The sequence below is a fragment of the Micromonospora sp. RB23 genome, from assembly GCF_053585025.1.
Genome location: NZ_CM132111.1, coordinates 4,089,766 through 4,103,933, shown reverse-complemented (window position 1 = coordinate 4,103,933; position 14,168 = coordinate 4,089,766). Strand labels below are relative to the sequence as shown.

General features: G+C 70.7%; 18 protein-coding genes. 5 read left to right on the top strand and 13 right to left on the bottom strand.

Annotated elements, in window-relative coordinates; all coding sequences use genetic code 11:
* Positions 1-66: 66 nt before the first annotated feature.
* The 5 genes from ACTFTM_RS18955 to ACTFTM_RS18935 form a co-directional block, all read right to left on the bottom strand.
* Positions 67-561: a DUF2231 domain-containing protein gene (locus ACTFTM_RS18955; RefSeq protein WP_449561805.1), complete on the bottom strand. Its 495-nt coding sequence runs from the start codon at positions 559-561 to the stop codon at positions 67-69.
* Between the two features lie 92 nt (positions 562-653).
* A complete protein-coding gene (locus ACTFTM_RS18950; RefSeq protein ID WP_449561804.1) occupies positions 654-1,844 on the bottom strand; it encodes a sensor histidine kinase in 1,191 nt (396 codons plus the stop codon).
* 4 nt (positions 1,845-1,848) lie between these two features.
* On the bottom strand, positions 1,849-2,517 hold the full coding sequence (locus tag ACTFTM_RS18945; protein ID WP_449561803.1) for a response regulator transcription factor: 669 nt from the start codon (positions 2,515-2,517) through the stop codon (positions 1,849-1,851).
* A 47-nt stretch (positions 2,518-2,564) separates the two neighbouring features.
* Positions 2,565-4,367, bottom strand: coding sequence for a glycoside hydrolase family 15 protein (locus ACTFTM_RS18940; RefSeq protein WP_449561802.1), 1,803 nt, complete (start codon positions 4,365-4,367; stop codon positions 2,565-2,567).
* Between the two features lie 27 nt (positions 4,368-4,394).
* The gene (locus tag ACTFTM_RS18935) at positions 4,395-4,871 is read right to left on the bottom strand and encodes a hypothetical protein (RefSeq protein ID WP_449561801.1); all 477 of its coding nucleotides are present in this window, start codon (positions 4,869-4,871) and stop codon (positions 4,395-4,397) included.
* A gap of 327 nt (positions 4,872-5,198) precedes the next feature.
* Between ACTFTM_RS18935 and ACTFTM_RS18930 the strand changes: the two genes are divergently transcribed.
* Positions 5,199-5,669, top strand: coding sequence for a hypothetical protein (locus ACTFTM_RS18930; protein WP_449561800.1), 471 nt, complete (start codon positions 5,199-5,201; stop codon positions 5,667-5,669).
* Positions 5,670-5,788: 119 nt separating this feature from the next.
* On the opposite strand, the gene ACTFTM_RS18925 is transcribed toward ACTFTM_RS18930, so the two are convergent.
* The 3 genes from ACTFTM_RS18925 to ACTFTM_RS18915 all read right to left on the bottom strand — a co-directional run bounded on the left by ACTFTM_RS18925 (position 5,789) and on the right by ACTFTM_RS18915 (position 7,649).
* A complete protein-coding gene (locus ACTFTM_RS18925; protein ID WP_425852184.1) occupies positions 5,789-6,292 on the bottom strand; it encodes a hypothetical protein in 504 nt (167 codons plus the stop codon).
* A 273-nt stretch (positions 6,293-6,565) separates the two neighbouring features.
* A complete protein-coding gene (locus ACTFTM_RS18920) occupies positions 6,566-6,769 on the bottom strand; it encodes a DUF397 domain-containing protein (RefSeq protein ID WP_449561799.1) in 204 nt (67 codons plus the stop codon).
* Complete coding sequence (locus tag ACTFTM_RS18915) at positions 6,762-7,649, bottom strand: helix-turn-helix domain-containing protein (RefSeq protein ID WP_449561798.1); 888 nt, start codon at positions 7,647-7,649, stop codon at positions 6,762-6,764. Before ACTFTM_RS18915 ends, ACTFTM_RS18920 begins: the two co-directional genes overlap by 8 nt.
* Positions 7,650-7,828: 179 nt before the next feature.
* On the opposite strand from ACTFTM_RS18915, the gene ACTFTM_RS18910 reads away from it, so the two are divergent.
* Together ACTFTM_RS18910 and ACTFTM_RS18905 are read left to right on the top strand one after the other, a co-directional pair.
* Positions 7,829-8,110: a DivIVA domain-containing protein gene (locus ACTFTM_RS18910; RefSeq protein WP_449561797.1), complete on the top strand. Its 282-nt coding sequence runs from the start codon at positions 7,829-7,831 to the stop codon at positions 8,108-8,110.
* Entirely contained in the window at positions 8,107-8,358 is a 252-nt protein-coding gene (locus ACTFTM_RS18905; RefSeq protein WP_449561796.1) for a hypothetical protein, read from the top strand. Before ACTFTM_RS18910 ends, ACTFTM_RS18905 begins: the two co-directional genes overlap by 4 nt.
* Positions 8,359-8,399: 41 nt before the next feature.
* On the opposite strand, the gene ACTFTM_RS18900 is transcribed toward ACTFTM_RS18905, so the two are convergent.
* From ACTFTM_RS18900 to ACTFTM_RS18880, 5 genes are all read right to left on the bottom strand, one after another.
* Positions 8,400-8,657, bottom strand: coding sequence for a hypothetical protein (locus ACTFTM_RS18900; RefSeq protein WP_433534054.1), 258 nt, complete (start codon positions 8,655-8,657; stop codon positions 8,400-8,402).
* A gap of 226 nt (positions 8,658-8,883) precedes the next feature.
* A complete protein-coding gene (locus ACTFTM_RS18895; RefSeq protein ID WP_449561795.1) occupies positions 8,884-9,081 on the bottom strand; it encodes a DUF4926 domain-containing protein in 198 nt (65 codons plus the stop codon).
* A 1-nt stretch (position 9,082) separates the two neighbouring features.
* Entirely contained in the window at positions 9,083-10,243 is a 1,161-nt protein-coding gene (locus ACTFTM_RS18890; RefSeq protein ID WP_449561794.1) for a WXG100 family type VII secretion target, read from the bottom strand.
* Positions 10,240-10,560, bottom strand: a complete 321-nt coding sequence (locus ACTFTM_RS18885) for a type VII secretion target (protein WP_449561793.1) — start codon at positions 10,558-10,560, stop codon at positions 10,240-10,242. The genes ACTFTM_RS18890 and ACTFTM_RS18885 overlap by 4 nt, the downstream gene beginning before the upstream one ends.
* Entirely contained in the window at positions 10,547-10,945 is a 399-nt protein-coding gene (locus ACTFTM_RS18880; RefSeq protein ID WP_449561792.1) for a YbaB/EbfC family DNA-binding protein, read from the bottom strand. The genes ACTFTM_RS18885 and ACTFTM_RS18880 overlap by 14 nt, the downstream gene beginning before the upstream one ends.
* A gap of 167 nt (positions 10,946-11,112) precedes the next feature.
* Between ACTFTM_RS18880 and nhaA the strand changes: the two genes are divergently transcribed.
* Both nhaA and ACTFTM_RS18870 read left to right on the top strand, forming a co-directional pair.
* Positions 11,113-13,047, top strand: coding sequence for a Na+/H+ antiporter NhaA (nhaA, locus tag ACTFTM_RS18875; RefSeq protein WP_449561791.1), 1,935 nt, complete (start codon positions 11,113-11,115; stop codon positions 13,045-13,047).
* 63 nt (positions 13,048-13,110) lie between these two features.
* Positions 13,111-14,097, top strand: coding sequence for a LuxR C-terminal-related transcriptional regulator (locus ACTFTM_RS18870; protein ID WP_449561790.1), 987 nt, complete (start codon positions 13,111-13,113; stop codon positions 14,095-14,097).
* Positions 14,098-14,168: the final 71 nt, after the last annotated feature.

Sequence of the window (14,168 nt, the reverse complement as noted above, 5' to 3'; positions counted from 1 at the left end):
GATCGGGACCCTACTCGCCCGAGCGGCGCGTCACCGTCGGCTGGGTAGCCCAGGCACCGGCGAATCTCAGTCGTCGTCGCCGTGCCCGGCGGACGCGGCCGGGGTGTTGCCCCAGACCGCCTTCGCCCCGGAGTCACCCACCCGGTAGACCTGCACCAGGTTCGCGGCCGCCACGACCACGGCCAGCGCGGCGACCACCACGGTGACCTTCCCCGCGGTGCCGGCCCGGTTCCCCGCGGGGCGCGACGTACGGCGGTGCAGCCAGACCAGCGCCACGGCGGCGACGAGCAGCGGTATCGCGAACCAGATCAACGTGTCTCCGAGCTGGGCGTGCACCCCCGGGTCACCGACCCGGTGCTCCAGGTCCTCACCGGTGGAGGAGGCGAGCGGCACGGCGACCGTGGCCAGCGCGGCGATCACGACGACGAGCGCGCCGTAGCGGCCGCGCCACGACGGTTTGACGGCCAGCGCGGCGACGCCGATCGCGGCCAGCGGCAGCAGGACCACCACGACGTGCACCACGAGAGGGTGCAGCGGCAGGCCATTGACGGTGTCAGGCACAGGATCTCCTCGGCGCTCGGGATGTCACTGCGCGCGACGTTATTGCCGAATTCTTGCGAATTCCTTGCGGCATCGAATTCCCACCCGACGGGTCAGGCCGTGGGTAGCAGCAGCGTGAATGTGGCGCCGCGGCCATGGGCGCCGGTCACCTCGAGCGAGCCCCGGTGCGCCTGTGCCACCTGCTGCGCCAGCGCGAGGCCCAACCCGAACCGGCGACCCGTGCCGGCTGTGCCATGCGCGAACCGTTCGAAGAGCCGATCCGCGTCGGCCGGGTCGAGGCCGACCCCGTCGTCGACGACCTCGGCAGCGATGCACCCCGATCGGTGACGCACCCGCACCCGCACGTGCCCACCCGCGCTCACGTGTCCCAGAGCGTTGTCCACCAGAGCGGTCAGGGCCCGCCGCAGGGCCACGTGGGCGCCCCGCACCGGTGCCGTCGCCTCGACCTCGACGCGCAGCTCGACGTCCCGCTCCCGCGCGTACGCTGACATGCTCGCCACCACCTCGCGGGCCACCTCGGCCATGTCGACGACGGTGTCCGGGGGCGGTTTCTGCTCGGCCGCAGCCGACACCAGCAGATCGTCGACGACCTCGCCGAGCGCCCGGGTGTCCGCGACAAGCTGGTCGAGCTGGTCGGCGAGCTGCTCCACCGGTTGGGCCCGGGCTCGGCGGGCGATCATCTGTGCCCGGGTGTGCAGCACGGTGAGCGGGGTGCGCAGCTCGTGCGAGGCGTCGGCGACGAAGCGGCGTTGCAGGGTCAGCGCGGTGGCCAGGGGAGCCACGGCTCGGCGGGCGAGAAGAGCAGCGGCCGCCAACGCTCCGGCCAGACCGGCCAGTTCGGCGACGAGCAGCGCGACGCCGAGCTGCCCCTGCCGCTCGCGCAGTGGCGCGAGGTCGGCGGCGACCGCCCAGCGGCTGCCATCGGACCGATGAGCGACCAGCACACGGACCGGGTGGTCGTCGCCCGCGTCGGCGTCGAATCTCCCCGGCTGCCGCCGCAGCGCGTCGTCGAGAACGCGCACCAGTTCCGGCGACGCGCTCGGAGTCACCTCGACCGCGTCGGTCCCGGCCGTCCGTTGGGCAAGGACCTGGCCAGGCGGTGGGTCGTCCACGTCCTCGGCCATGGCGAGTACCTGACCCAGCTCGGAATTCAGTGCCCGGGACTCCTGACGGCTGGTGAGGACGAACATCAACGCGCCGACCAGCAGCAGCACGACGCCGATCGCCCCCGCGGTCTGGGCCACGCTGCGTCGACGCGCACGGGTCAGCCGGGCCTCGTTCACGCTGTCAGCCCGTACCCATGCGGTAGCCGAGCCCGTGCACCGTACGGATCGCGCCCCGACCGAGCTTGCGGCGCAGGTGATGGACGCAGGCGTCGACGCTGCCGGGGGCGTCGGCATGGGTGAAGGCGGTGCTCAGCAGCTCCGCCCGGGTGAAGACCTTCAGCGGCCGGCCGGCGAGTGCACGCAGCACGGCGAACTCGCGGGCGGACAACGGGATTTCCTGACCGTCGTCGAACACCCGCCGGTTACCCACGTCCAACCAGCGCCGTGGACCCAGTGGCAGTCGGCTCGCCACGTCCTGATGGCGGCGGCGCAGTGCGCGCAGCCGAGCCAGCAGCTCCGGTACCTCGAAGGGCTTGACTAGGTAGTCCTCCGCGCCGGCGTCGAGCCCTTCCACCCGGTCGTCGAGGGCGCCCCGGGCGGTGAGCATCAGCACCGGGGCGGCCACACCGCGTCCGCGCAGCGCGGTGACCAGGCCCAGGCCGTCCAGCACCGGCAACCCCCGGTCGATGACCATGAGCTGGTAGTCGCGGGCCAACGCCTGGTGCAGGCCGCTCTGCCCGTCGGCGGCCAGATCGACCTCGTACCCCTCGTCGGTGAGTAGGTCGGCGAGCAGCGCGGTCAGCGCACGGTCGTCCTCGACCAGCAGCAGGCGGGGGCGGGCACTTTCCACCGGCCCAGTATCACGGGCTGCGGGTGCGCTGGCCGCGCAACTCCCCCTCAGACAGGCCCGGGATCACCAGCGGGGGCGTCGCGGATGGCGAGCGCGGCCTGGACGAGCGCGGCATGGGTCAGCGTCTGCGGGTAGTTACCGAGGTGGACGCCCGTCGCCGGGTCCACCTCCTCGGCGTACAGGCCGAGAGGGCTCGCGTGGTCGACCATGGCCTCGAACAGCTCGACGGCCTCGCGGCGACGCCCGGTGCGGGCCAGGGCCTGAACGAGCCAGAACGAGCAGGGCAGGAACGCGCCCTCGCCGCCGGGGAGGCCGTCCCGCCCGGGCGGGTAGCGGTAGAGCAGTGGACCGCCGGCGGACAGCCGGTCCCGGATGGCGTCGATGGTGCCGCGTACCCGGGGTGACCCGGTCCGGTCCATGCCGAGCAGCGGCAGGACGAGCAGAGCCGCGTCGAGATCCGGGGAGCCGTAGCTGCGGACGTAGCTGGCCGCCGCCGGGTCGAAGCCGCGCGTCCGGACCTCGGCGGCGATGGCGTCCCGGGATCGCTGCCAGCGTCGACGTTGACGGTCCGCCACGGGATGCGACTCGGCGATGGCCAGGGCACGGTCCAGCGCCAGCCAGCCCATGAGCTTCGAATGAACGTGTTGGGCGGGCTCCCGCACCTCCCAGATGCCGGCATCGGGCTCGCGCCAACACCGGGCGACCACGTCGGCGAAACCGCGCACCGCCCGCCACGTCTCGTCGTACAGCCGGTGTCCGGCCTGGGCGAACGCCCAGGCGGCGTCGATCACCCAGCCGTAGCCGTCGAGCTGGTGTTGACTGGCCGCGGCGTTGCCAACGCGCACGGGACGGCTGTCGAGGTAGCCGGGCCAACCGGGAAGTTCCCGCTCGGGTGGTACGTGCCGGCCGTGCAGGGTGAGCAGCGCCGGCAGGCGCGGCCGTTGCAGCCGGCTGGCGTGCAACAGCCAGGCGAGGAAGCCCTGGGCCTCGTCGGCCTTGCCGACGCTGAGGAAGGCGCTGACGCCGATGCTGGCGTCACGGGGCCAGACGTACCGGTAGTCCCAGTTGCGTTCCCCGCCGGGGTCCTCGGGCAGGGACGTGGTGGGCGCGGCCACCGGCGCTCCCGAGGGGGAGTAGGTGAGCAGCCGCATCGTGAGCAGGCTCCGTACGACGTGCTCCCGGAAGGGCACCCGATCGTCGATCTCCGCCGTCCAGGCGCGCCAGCGGGCCTCGTCCTCGACGAGCAGGTCCCAGGCGGCCGTGGGCTCGACGTGGATCACCGGTTCGCGGTAGGCCACGGCCAGCACGAGGGTGACCGGACGACCCGGCCGGACCGTGACCGGAGTGGGTCGGCCCGGTTCGACCCTGAACGCGGGCGTGCTGTCCAGCACGACCGCCAGCGCGCCCCACTCACACACCAGGGTCTGCCGCCGGTGCTGGACCCGGGGCCGGCGGTGCCGTACGCCCAGGCGGGGGTCGAACTCCACCACCGCGTCGACCGGTGCCCGCTCGGCCGACAGCCGTCGCACGATCAGGGTCGTGGGCAGCAGGCGGCCGGTGACCTCGGCGACCATCGTCTCGGTGAGGCGGAGACGCCCGTCACCCACCGCCCACGTGGTCTCCAGGGTGGCGGTGTGCTGTCGGTACCGCCGTTCGAGGACCGTGGCCGGCCGCGCCGGGCCAACCCGGAACGTTCCGGCGTCCGGGCCTCCGACCAGCCTGCCGAACAGGGGCTCCCCGTCGAAGCGCGGTACGCAGAGCCAGTCCATCGCGCCGTCACTGGCGACCAGGGCGGCGGTACGCGTGTCGCCGAGCAGCCCGTAGTCGCTGATCGGCGGCTCACCGGTCACGACGACCGCTCCTCGACGAGCGGCGTGTCACCTGGCCTGCAGAAGTATCCCGAGAGCCACCCCGTAGACGACGTGGACGACCGCCGTGACCAGGGGAGTCTGGACGCCGTAGTTGAGGGCGAACAGGCCGGGCGGCTCCAGCACCGCCGTGCTGGCCGGTCCCGCCCGCTGCGATGCCATGCGCGGGTGGACACCGGGAAGCAGCGGCAGCAGCACCGTCAGGGCGATCCCGACGTGGACTATCCCGAGCAACGCTCCGATCCACCAGGTGGCGCGGTACAAGAGAGCGAACGTGCCCGCGTACACGAGGGCGAAACCCTGACCCGCGCACAGGTGCAGGAAGAACCCGACGACCCGGGCCCGGTCCGGATCGGCGGTGACGAAGGTCCCCAGCACCAGAGGCAGGTCGAGCCGGGTGAGGCCGGCAAGTTGAGCGGTGATCATCGCCGCGGTGAGCGCCGCGGTGGCGACCAACCCGAACAACGCCCATCCGGCCCAGTCCATCTCAGCAGTCGTCGACGCCGCAGGCGTGCTCGGTCATCGGTCCACCCTTCGGCTGAACAGCGCGCAATCCACGGCCCGGACACTCACCGGGCGTCCGGTTTATTACCATAAGCCCACCGGAGTTGTCGCGCTGACCTGCTCGCGCAGACGCCCCTTGAGGAGTTCGACCGCAGGCCCCCCCGAGTGCGGCGCCCTAAAGGAGTACGTTGCCGCTGGCGGTGGCATCGAGAAGGCAAGAGCCGCGATGGCCCGCAATCCGTTCCTGACCGAGGCCGCGCAGGAGCGGGCGCTGGATGTCCTCCGCCATCACAAGAGTTACCGGGGTAAGTGTTGCTCTACCAGATCTACTTCGAGAGGGAACTGCCTGAGGCTGCCCTTCGCCGCTTCCTCAGCGAGGAGTACCGAATCTCGCCCGACGGCGTCTACGTCGGCCGGATCGAGGATCGGGAAGTCGACGACCCGAGGCCGGTCGCCATGCTGAATCCTCCCGACGATGATGAGGGATTCGGGTGGATCCTGACCGGGGACACGGAACTCGCTGACGCTACCGGGCAGAGCGAGCGCGAGTTGGCGGCCTCTCTCGCCAAGACCTTCGGTGTACGGGCCTTGGTCGACGACGGAAGCATCCACCCTGGCTGGTGGCTGCTGGTCACCACCGACGGCAGCAGTGGTCGGGTGGTCACCGACGAGGACGCTGCGGCCGACGGCGACCTACGGATCGTGCACGCCCTCGAACCGATCAGCGGCGAGCCGCAACTCGCCGTCGTACTGCCGCCGGACTGGGCCCGTGACTGGTGACCGATAGGCGGGAACGGAGCCACGAGTGCCAATGCCATACGAATGCGTCAGCTTGCTGCGCGGACACCCGAATGCTAAATGAGAGCGGCGTACGGGACGAATGGCGGTGCGGCCGCTGGTCACAATGAGACGACGACCGGTTGGACCTGGACGTTCTTGGTCAGCTGCTGCGGCGAGGGGACGGGCGTGCTGATGTTGACAGACAGGTTGTAGCCGTAGATGGCGACTCCGTCGAGGTGGTTCGCGCCCGGCCAGTTCGACTCCAGGCGGACCGCCATCTGGGTGGGGAAGTTGGTCACCTTCTCGGCGCACGAGCGGATCAGGACAACGCTCGGGGTTGCGGTCAGGTGGGTGGCCAGCATCCGGGCCAGCTTCTTGTAGGTCCAACCCCAGTCCTTGGCACCTGCCTCGGCGTCACCGATCTCCTCGTCGTTGCCGTGCGCGCGGATGCAAAGTGGCTCGCCTGCCTGCACCCCGGCCAGGTAGGTGGCCAACTGCCGGTCCGCCTCCGCCTGGGTGAGTCCGGCGTCGATGGGCAGGAGAGCACCCCATGCGGCCGCGCCCGATTCGGCTCCCTCGGATTGACGGCGGGTATTCGGATCCTGGGTCGCCACGATGAACATGCCATGCTCCTTGTGCTCGCTGCCTCATGTGGACGGACGAGAGCAGATTAGCCCGGTGGGCGAAGGAGTAGGCTGTCGTCTATCCGGCCCGAATTGCCGTGGTCGCATGTTGGACAACTATTCGCCCACTTTCTCGGACACGGCCGACTAATCCCGTTCCTCGATCCGCAATCCCCGCGGAAGTAATTGGCGTGGAACCCGGCGCCGATGGCGGCATTCAGCAGCTCTGGCCCACGACGGCGGCCATCAGCGTCCGCGCGTCCGCATTCGACCTCAGCGGGTCAGCGTGTCGGTCCGGGTGCCATCCACGAAGGCGGACCAAGCGGTTGGGCGGAAGGTGAGAGCCGGTCCGGTCTGATCCTTGGAGTCGCGTACGGCGACGACGCCGGGGAGATTGGCGGCGACCTCGACGCAGTTGCCGCCGTTGTCGCCGCTGCGGGTGCTCTTACGCCAGGCGGCGCCGGTCAGGTCAGTCATGCCGCATCTCCCCGATGATCTGCTTGATCATGTCCCTCGAGTCTGCCTGATCGAGTGCGAGTGCATCTAGTCCCTTCCAGACGTCTTCATAGGCCCGCAGCTCGTCCGGCTTATCGAGGTAGAGCGCCCCGGTCAGCGACTCGCTGTAGACAACTGACGGTTCCGGAACGGCCCGGCCGCCCTTCGTGGCCGGGAAGTCCAGGAGCACAAAGGAGCCGGCGACCGCCCCGGGATGTGGCCCTGCCGCGAGCGGCGCGACGCGAATCGAGACGTTCGACAGCTCCGATGCTTCCAGCAGGCGAGAAAGCTGCTCGGTCATCACGGTGGGGCCGCCCACGACACGGCGTAGCACCGCTTCGGATAGGATGCTGTCGAGGCGTGGCGGCTGTGGAAGCCGACGAGTGAGCAGACTCTGACGCATCATCCGCACCTCCACCGCCTGTTCGCGTTCCTCGATGCTCAGCCGGCTCGTGGGTCGAAAGAGACCGAGCGCATAGGCGCGAGTCTGGAGTAGTCCAGGGATGAGAGTTTCGCCGTACTCGCGTAGATGAGCGGCGGCGGATTCCAGGCCGACGTACAGCTCGAACCAGTTCGGTACCGCATCGCCGTACGCGTGCCACCAGCCCTTCGACTTCGTCTCGGCGGCCAGTCCGCGCATCGCCTCGGTCATCTCGGGCGACACCCTGTACAGCTCGCACATCGCCTTGACGTCGAGCACCCGGACCGAGCCCTGGCCGCACTCGAGACGCCAGATCTTCTGCCGGCTGTATTCGAGGGCTTCGGCGGCGGCGTCGAGTGTCACGCCGGCCTCGTTGCGGAACTGGCGCAGCAGCCGACCGAGTTGCCGGCGCGGCACGGTCGATCCAATGTCGTCGGGCATCCGCACACTCCCTGGTTCCATGGCGCAACGCTGTGTGACCTGCTCCTGCAACTCCTACGGGTTTCCGCAAAGAAAGTCAATGCATAACGGCGAAATCATGGCCTGGAACGTTGCGTTCTGACTGCGGAACGTCGCAGGCTGAACACAGTGCGGCGGTCCCGTCAGGAAGGCAGGCAGACATGAACGCCAAGGACGAGCGACCGAGGGCGGCGAGCGATGGTGGTGCCGATCGCTCCGGCGCGTACACCAGTTTGTTGCCGTGGCAGGTGCGTGAGCGCCGCTTCGCGCCGGCCGGGTTCGGACGTCGCGGTCTTGACCCCGACGACGTGTACGCCTTCCTCGACCGGGTCGCCGTCGACATGGCCGCCGTCTACGCGGCCCTCGCCGAGAGCCGTCGCGAGACCGCCCGGATCACGGGCGAGCTGAATCGGCGGCAGGCGGAGCAGGGGCGGCCGCGATGAGCCAGCGCTACGTCATCCACCTGCCCGTCGTCGCCGCCGACCTGCCTGCCGCGCAACGTCTGGCTCGGGTCATCGGCCGCTGGATGCTGGTGCTGCCGATGGCGGACCCGGGGGAGACCACCGTCTCCGAGGAGGACCAGCAGTACCTGCGCCACCGGGTCTTCTGCGACCTGCGACTGCCCGGCGGCCGGCGCTGCCTGCTGCGCGACGGCCACGACGGCGAGTGCTCCCGCCGGTTGCGCCGATGAGGCCGCCGCCGGCCGGGCGGGACCGGCGGCGGAACGACGCCTTAGTACGTGAAGCTCCAGAGGAAGTAGAACCCGGGTGCGTTGGGACCGTACTGGCGGTACTCGCAGTAGTACCAGCTCCACTGGCCGGTCTGGACACCCTCGCTGCCGTAGCTGTTGCAGAACTGCCCGTCGTAGTAGACGCCGCGCAGTGTCCCGCCCTGCGGGTCGGCTGCCGCCGGGGCAGCGCCGGTCCCGACCAGCCCACCGAGTGCGAGCGTCGCCGCCACCGCCAGCGTCGCCCATCTGCGTCCGCGCATGGAGTCTCCTTCCGCCACCGTCCACAGTGCACGTACTCCGCGCCGAGCCGAGACCGGGACATCGAAGTTGGTGAACGTAAGGCTATCCGTCGGCGCGGCCCCCGTAGTACGGGCCGAACGGGTGGGACGCAGCCAGTGCTCGAATCCGGACCGGGCGCGGCCAGGGTGGGTAGGATCGTCCCGGCGACGCGCGACAATCCGCATCGGGGACCGTCCGCCCGAACAGCTACTCGCCTCGATGAAATATTTGGTCGGCCCGGAGCGTGACCATGGCGACGGTACGGCCATCGGTATCGACGAACTCGACTTCGTAGGCAGTCGGGGGACCGCTGAAAATATGAACGATCGTTCCCACTGTCCCGGCGGGCAGTTCTTCCCCCGGAATGGCTTCTCGAAGCTCAACCACGTCGTACAGCTCCACCATGTCATCCTTCCTTCGGCGGGAACGAGATGGTCACCATCCGTGGCGTGGACGCCCCGTTCTCCAGTATCCAGGCCGTGCGGACGGTGATCGTGCCATCCGGCCCGGTCAGAGGAAGGTCCACCGACCACCGCTGGCCGAAATCGTCCGCCTTGCCGAGCAAAGGGTTGCCGGCGAGTACGCCTTCGCGGATCTGCTGCAGGATCACGTCGGCGTCGTCCGGACCCAGGCCCGTGGCCGAGTTGATGACGCGATACTTGTTCTTGCCGACCGGGTGCTCCGGGTTCATGACGTAGGCGGTGATTTTCCGTGAGTCGATCTCGGCCTTACTGAAGTCAGGTCGGCTGGGGTCGCCTGGAATTCTGGTTGTCTCGGGATTGTCGGGCCTCTGCGAGCCGGGCGACTGCTTCTGGAGTCGTCCGAGCGCCTGCTTGGGTTTGTCGATGAGATCGCCGAGCCGGCGTACCTCGGGGATCAGCCGTCGCAGGCTGGCCAGCAGTGCGCGCAGCAACCGTGCGATCCGCGCCCCCCACGACGCGACAAGCGTCGTGACCTGCTCCACGACCAGCGGTGTGGCCAGTCCGCCGGTGATGACGAGTTCGCCCGCGTACGTGATGAGGCGGGACACGCAGGTGGCGATGGCGTCGCGGACCAGGAGCCGGACGGCGGCCACCAGGCCGGCGGCGCCTTCGGTGATGGCGGCCATGGTGTCGGCGCCCTGGGCGAGGCCGGTGATGGCCTGGTGTTGTTCGGCGGCCCAGGCGCGGTAGGCGGGCCCGGCGCTGCCGCCCCAGCCGGCGATGTCGTCGCGGACGGCGCGGGTCAGCTCGGCCGCGTCCTCGCGGAGTGAGACGGCGACGTTGCGCCAGGTCTGGGCGTGTGCGGTGATCTGCGCGGGGTCGCCGGCGAGCCAGTCGAGCGCCTCGCTGAGCGGCTTGACATGTTCGATGAGCCAGGCGATCCCGTATTGCAGGAGGGCGCCGACCGGGTCGGAGACGAAGGCGAGGGCGTCGAGGCCGGCACTCACGACACCGAGGCTGCCGTCGATCCAACTGCCGCTACGGACGCCCTGCGCGATGAGTTCGATGTCCTCGCAGATCCACACGCCCGCCCAGGCGCTGGGCGGGGTGTCCGCTGCGGCGGCGACGAGCGGGTTGGACGTCACGGTCGCTGCCGCACCCCGTCGAGTAGGTGCTTGGCATGGGCGTCGGAGTGCCGGTAGCGGTCGGCGGTGGTCCGCAGCCTTCCGGCGGTGTCCCGCACCGACGCGGCGGCGGCGCCAACGCCGTCGACCAGGGTCCGCTGGAGGCCGTCGAGCAGTGTCGGCATCAGCGCGCAGAGCTGACCGTATGCCTCGGTGCCCAACCGGACGTGCTGGCCCGCCTGTTGGGCGGTGTCGAGGCTGCCGGCGCAGCGATCGAGGCGTGCGGCGTGGGCGGTCAGGTCGTCGGGGTCGACCTGGATGCCGTCACCGGCGGGCATCGTTCGGCCCCTGCTCGTGGCCCAGGCGATCGCGGTAGGAGTCGATGATGGCCCGGGCGCTCGCGTCGTCGCCGAGGGATTCCGCGGTCACCTCGGCGACCTGCCGCAGCAGGTCGCTGCGCGCGGCCCTGGTGGTGTCGACGATCTGCCGGGCGCTACGTGCCGCGGGTTGCTGCCGGGTGCGCTCGTCGAGCCACAGGTCGACCAGCAGGCCAGCCGAGTCGACGGTGACCAGGACCGTCCGATCGGGGTTGTGGGCGGTGCCGGTCAGCTCCTGTACCCGCGTCGACAGCGCCTTCGCCCGTTCCGCCCGTTCGGCGAGTGACGACTCCCACTCGTCGAGCCGGCGCCCCGCCGCGTCGAGCGCGGCGTCGTCCGCCCACATGCTGACCCTCCCCAGGGGACCACCGCCGCCACCGCCAGCGAGATCACCAGTACGCTACCAACCGGTGGCGTTCCGTGCATGCCCCGATGCTGAGCCGGCCGGAAGAGACGTTCGCCTCGTGCCCGAATCCGCGCCGGGAGACGATCAGGTCGAGGAAGATTGCCTCCGTGACGAGCAACAATCCGCTCCGGGGGTGGTCCGCCCGTACGGCGTGGCAGGGGCGGATCAACACCCCGCTGCGCGCGTTCCTGCGTACCGAGACGGGCGGCGCGCGGGTGGTGCTGCTCGCCGCCGTGGTGGCCCTGCTCTGGGCCAACCTGCACCCGTCGTCGTACGAGTCGGTGTGGCGTACCACCCTGTCGGTCCGGCTCGGCGACTGGCCCGTCTTGCACGACCTGCGTACCTGGGTCAACAGCGGCCTCATGACGTTCTTCTTCCTGGTCGCCGGCCTGGAGTTGCGCCGCGAGTTCGACATCGGTGAGCTGCGCGAGCGGCGGCGGCTGACGTTGCCGATGCTGGCCGGGTTCGGCGGCATGCTGCTGCCGATCGGGATCTACCTGGCGATCAACGCCGGGCGGTCCACGGCGGTGGGCTGGGGCGCGGTGATGGCCACGGACACGGCCCTCGCGCTCGGGGCGCTGGCCGTCTTCGGGCCGCGTTTCTCGGACCGGCTGCGGGCCTTCCTGCTGACGGTCGCGGTCGTCGACGACCTGGTGGCGATCGCGGTGCTGGCGATCGCCTACCCGGCGCACTTCTCGCCGACCGCGCTGCTCGTCGCGGTCCTGATCTTCGCCGTCGTGGTGCTCGTGCGGACGTGGGGGCTACGGCACGGCTGGTTCTACGCGCTGCTCGGCGTGGCGGCCTGGATCGCGGTGTCGGAGTCCGGCGTCGACCCGGTCGTGGTGGGCCTGGTGATGGGGCTGCTGACCTACGCGTACGACCCGGGCCGCAAGGACCTCCAGTGGGCGAGCGACCAGTTCCGCCTCTTCCGGGAGCAACCGACGCCCAGGCTCGCGCGGATGGCCCAGGCGGGGCTGACCGCCGCGCTGTCGCCGAACGATCGACTGCAGAGCCTCTACCACCCGTGGGCGAGCTACGTGATCGTGCCGCTGTTCGCGCTGGCGAACGCCGGGATCGTCATCGACGGCGAGCTGCTGGGTCGGGCCGTGACGTCTCCGGTCACGCTCGGCGTGGTGGCGGCGTACGTGGTCGGCAAGCCGGCCGGCATCGTGGTCACCTCGTGGTTGGTGACCCGGCTCAGCGGCGAGCGGTTCCGGCCGCCTGTCGGCTGGATCGCCGTCGTCGGGGTCGGCACGGTCTCCGGTATCGGGTTCACCGTCGCGCTCCTGATCGCCAACCACGCCCTGCACGGCCCCGCGCTGGACGAGGCGAAGCTCGGCATCCTCGTCGCGACGGTGGGCGCGTCCGTCCTCACCTGGCTGCTGTTCCGGATCGTCGCCCGGCTCTCGCCGACCCGCCGCGCGCGTGCGCTGCTCGGCATGGTCATGGGCATCGTCGATTTGAAACTCCCGGTCGACCCGGAGCGCGACCACATGCGCGGGTCGCTCGACGCGCCGGTGACGGTGGTGGAGTACGGCGACTTCGAGTGCCCCTACTGCGGGCAGGCCGAGCCGGTGGTCCGGGAACTGCTGGCCGACTTCGCGAACATCCGGTACGTCTGGCGGCACCTGCCGCTCACCGACGTGCACCCGCACGCGCAGCTCGCCGCCGAGGCCGCCGAGGCGGCGGGCGAACAGGGCGCGTTCTGGGAGATGCACGACCTGCTGCTCGCGCACCAGGACGCGCTCAACCCGGCCGACGTGCTGCGTTACGCCGAGCAGCTCGGCCTGGAGACCGACGCGTTCCGGGAGCACATGGCCACGCGCATGGGCGTCGACCGGATCGCCGAGGACGTCGAGTCGGCCGACCTCAGCGGCGTCACCGGCACGCCGACCTTCTTCATCAACGGCCAGCGCCACCACGGGGCGTACGACATCGCCGCGCTCAAGGCGGCGGTGAAGTCGGCGTTCACGAGCGCGCGGCTGCAACCCGAGTACCACCGTCGGGAGCCCGGCCCGGACGGCGGCGCGACCCCGGACTGATCGCGATAAATGCGCTCCGACCTGCGTGAACCGTCGTCGTCGACGCGTTCTACGATCGCCAACATGCGGATCGGTCCCCCCGCCGTGGCGCCCGCCCTCGACGTGGAATCGCTCCCGCTCACGGCGGACGCCGTGGACGTCTATGAGGATCTCCTGCGGGTGGGGCCGGTGGCCCACCGGACGTTCCTGACCACCGCGTCGCCACGGGCCACGCGCGCGCTCGCCGGCCTGCTGAGCAGCGGCGCCGTACACCGCGACGCCGCCGGCGTGCTGCACGTCCGGCCACCGCGTACCGCCCTGGAGAGCTGGGCCGCGCAGCGGGAGATGGAGGCCACCCGGGCGCGCGCCGCCGCCGAGAAGCTCTCCGGGCTCTACACCGCCGTGCACGGCGCCGGCGCCGCGTTCGTCGAGGTCATCGAGGGCAAGGACGCCGTCCGCGAGCTGTTCCGCCAGTTGCAGGCCGGCGCCCGCGCCGAGGTCCGCGGTCTGGAACGCGGGCCGTACCTGCGTGATACCACCCGGGTGCCGGAGGAGGTGCAGTACGACGCGCTGCGCCGCGGGCGGCGCTACCGCTGCGTGTACGAGGGCGAGCTGTTGCACGACGAGGTGATGCTGGCGGCCGTGCGCGCCACGGTCGCCGCCGGTGAGCAGGCGCGTGTCTTCCCGGAGCTGCCCCTGAAGATGATGCTCGCCGACGCCGACCGTGGCCTGGTCGTCCTTCCCCGGGACAGCGGCGACGAGGCCGACGCGGTGCTGGTGCACCGTTCCCGGCTGTTGGAGGGGCTGTCCGAGCTGTTCGAGGTGTTCTGGCGGCTGGGCGCGCCGATCCACGCCACCGCCGACACCGCCGAACCGGACGCCGAGCCGACGGTGGCCACCCAGCGGCTGCTCGCGCTGCTCACCGCGGGCCTGACCGACGAGGCGATCGCCCGTGACCTGGGCGTCAGCAACCGTACGGTGCACCGGCGGGTCAGCCGCCTCCAGGAGTTGCTGGGCGCGCGCAGCCGCTTCCAACTCGGCGTGCAGGCCACCCGGCGCGGCTGGTTGTAACTGGCCGGAACCCGCCATGGCGGGTCTTCGTCACGGCGGGACGGCCGCGGCGAAACACTCCTGGGCCAGGG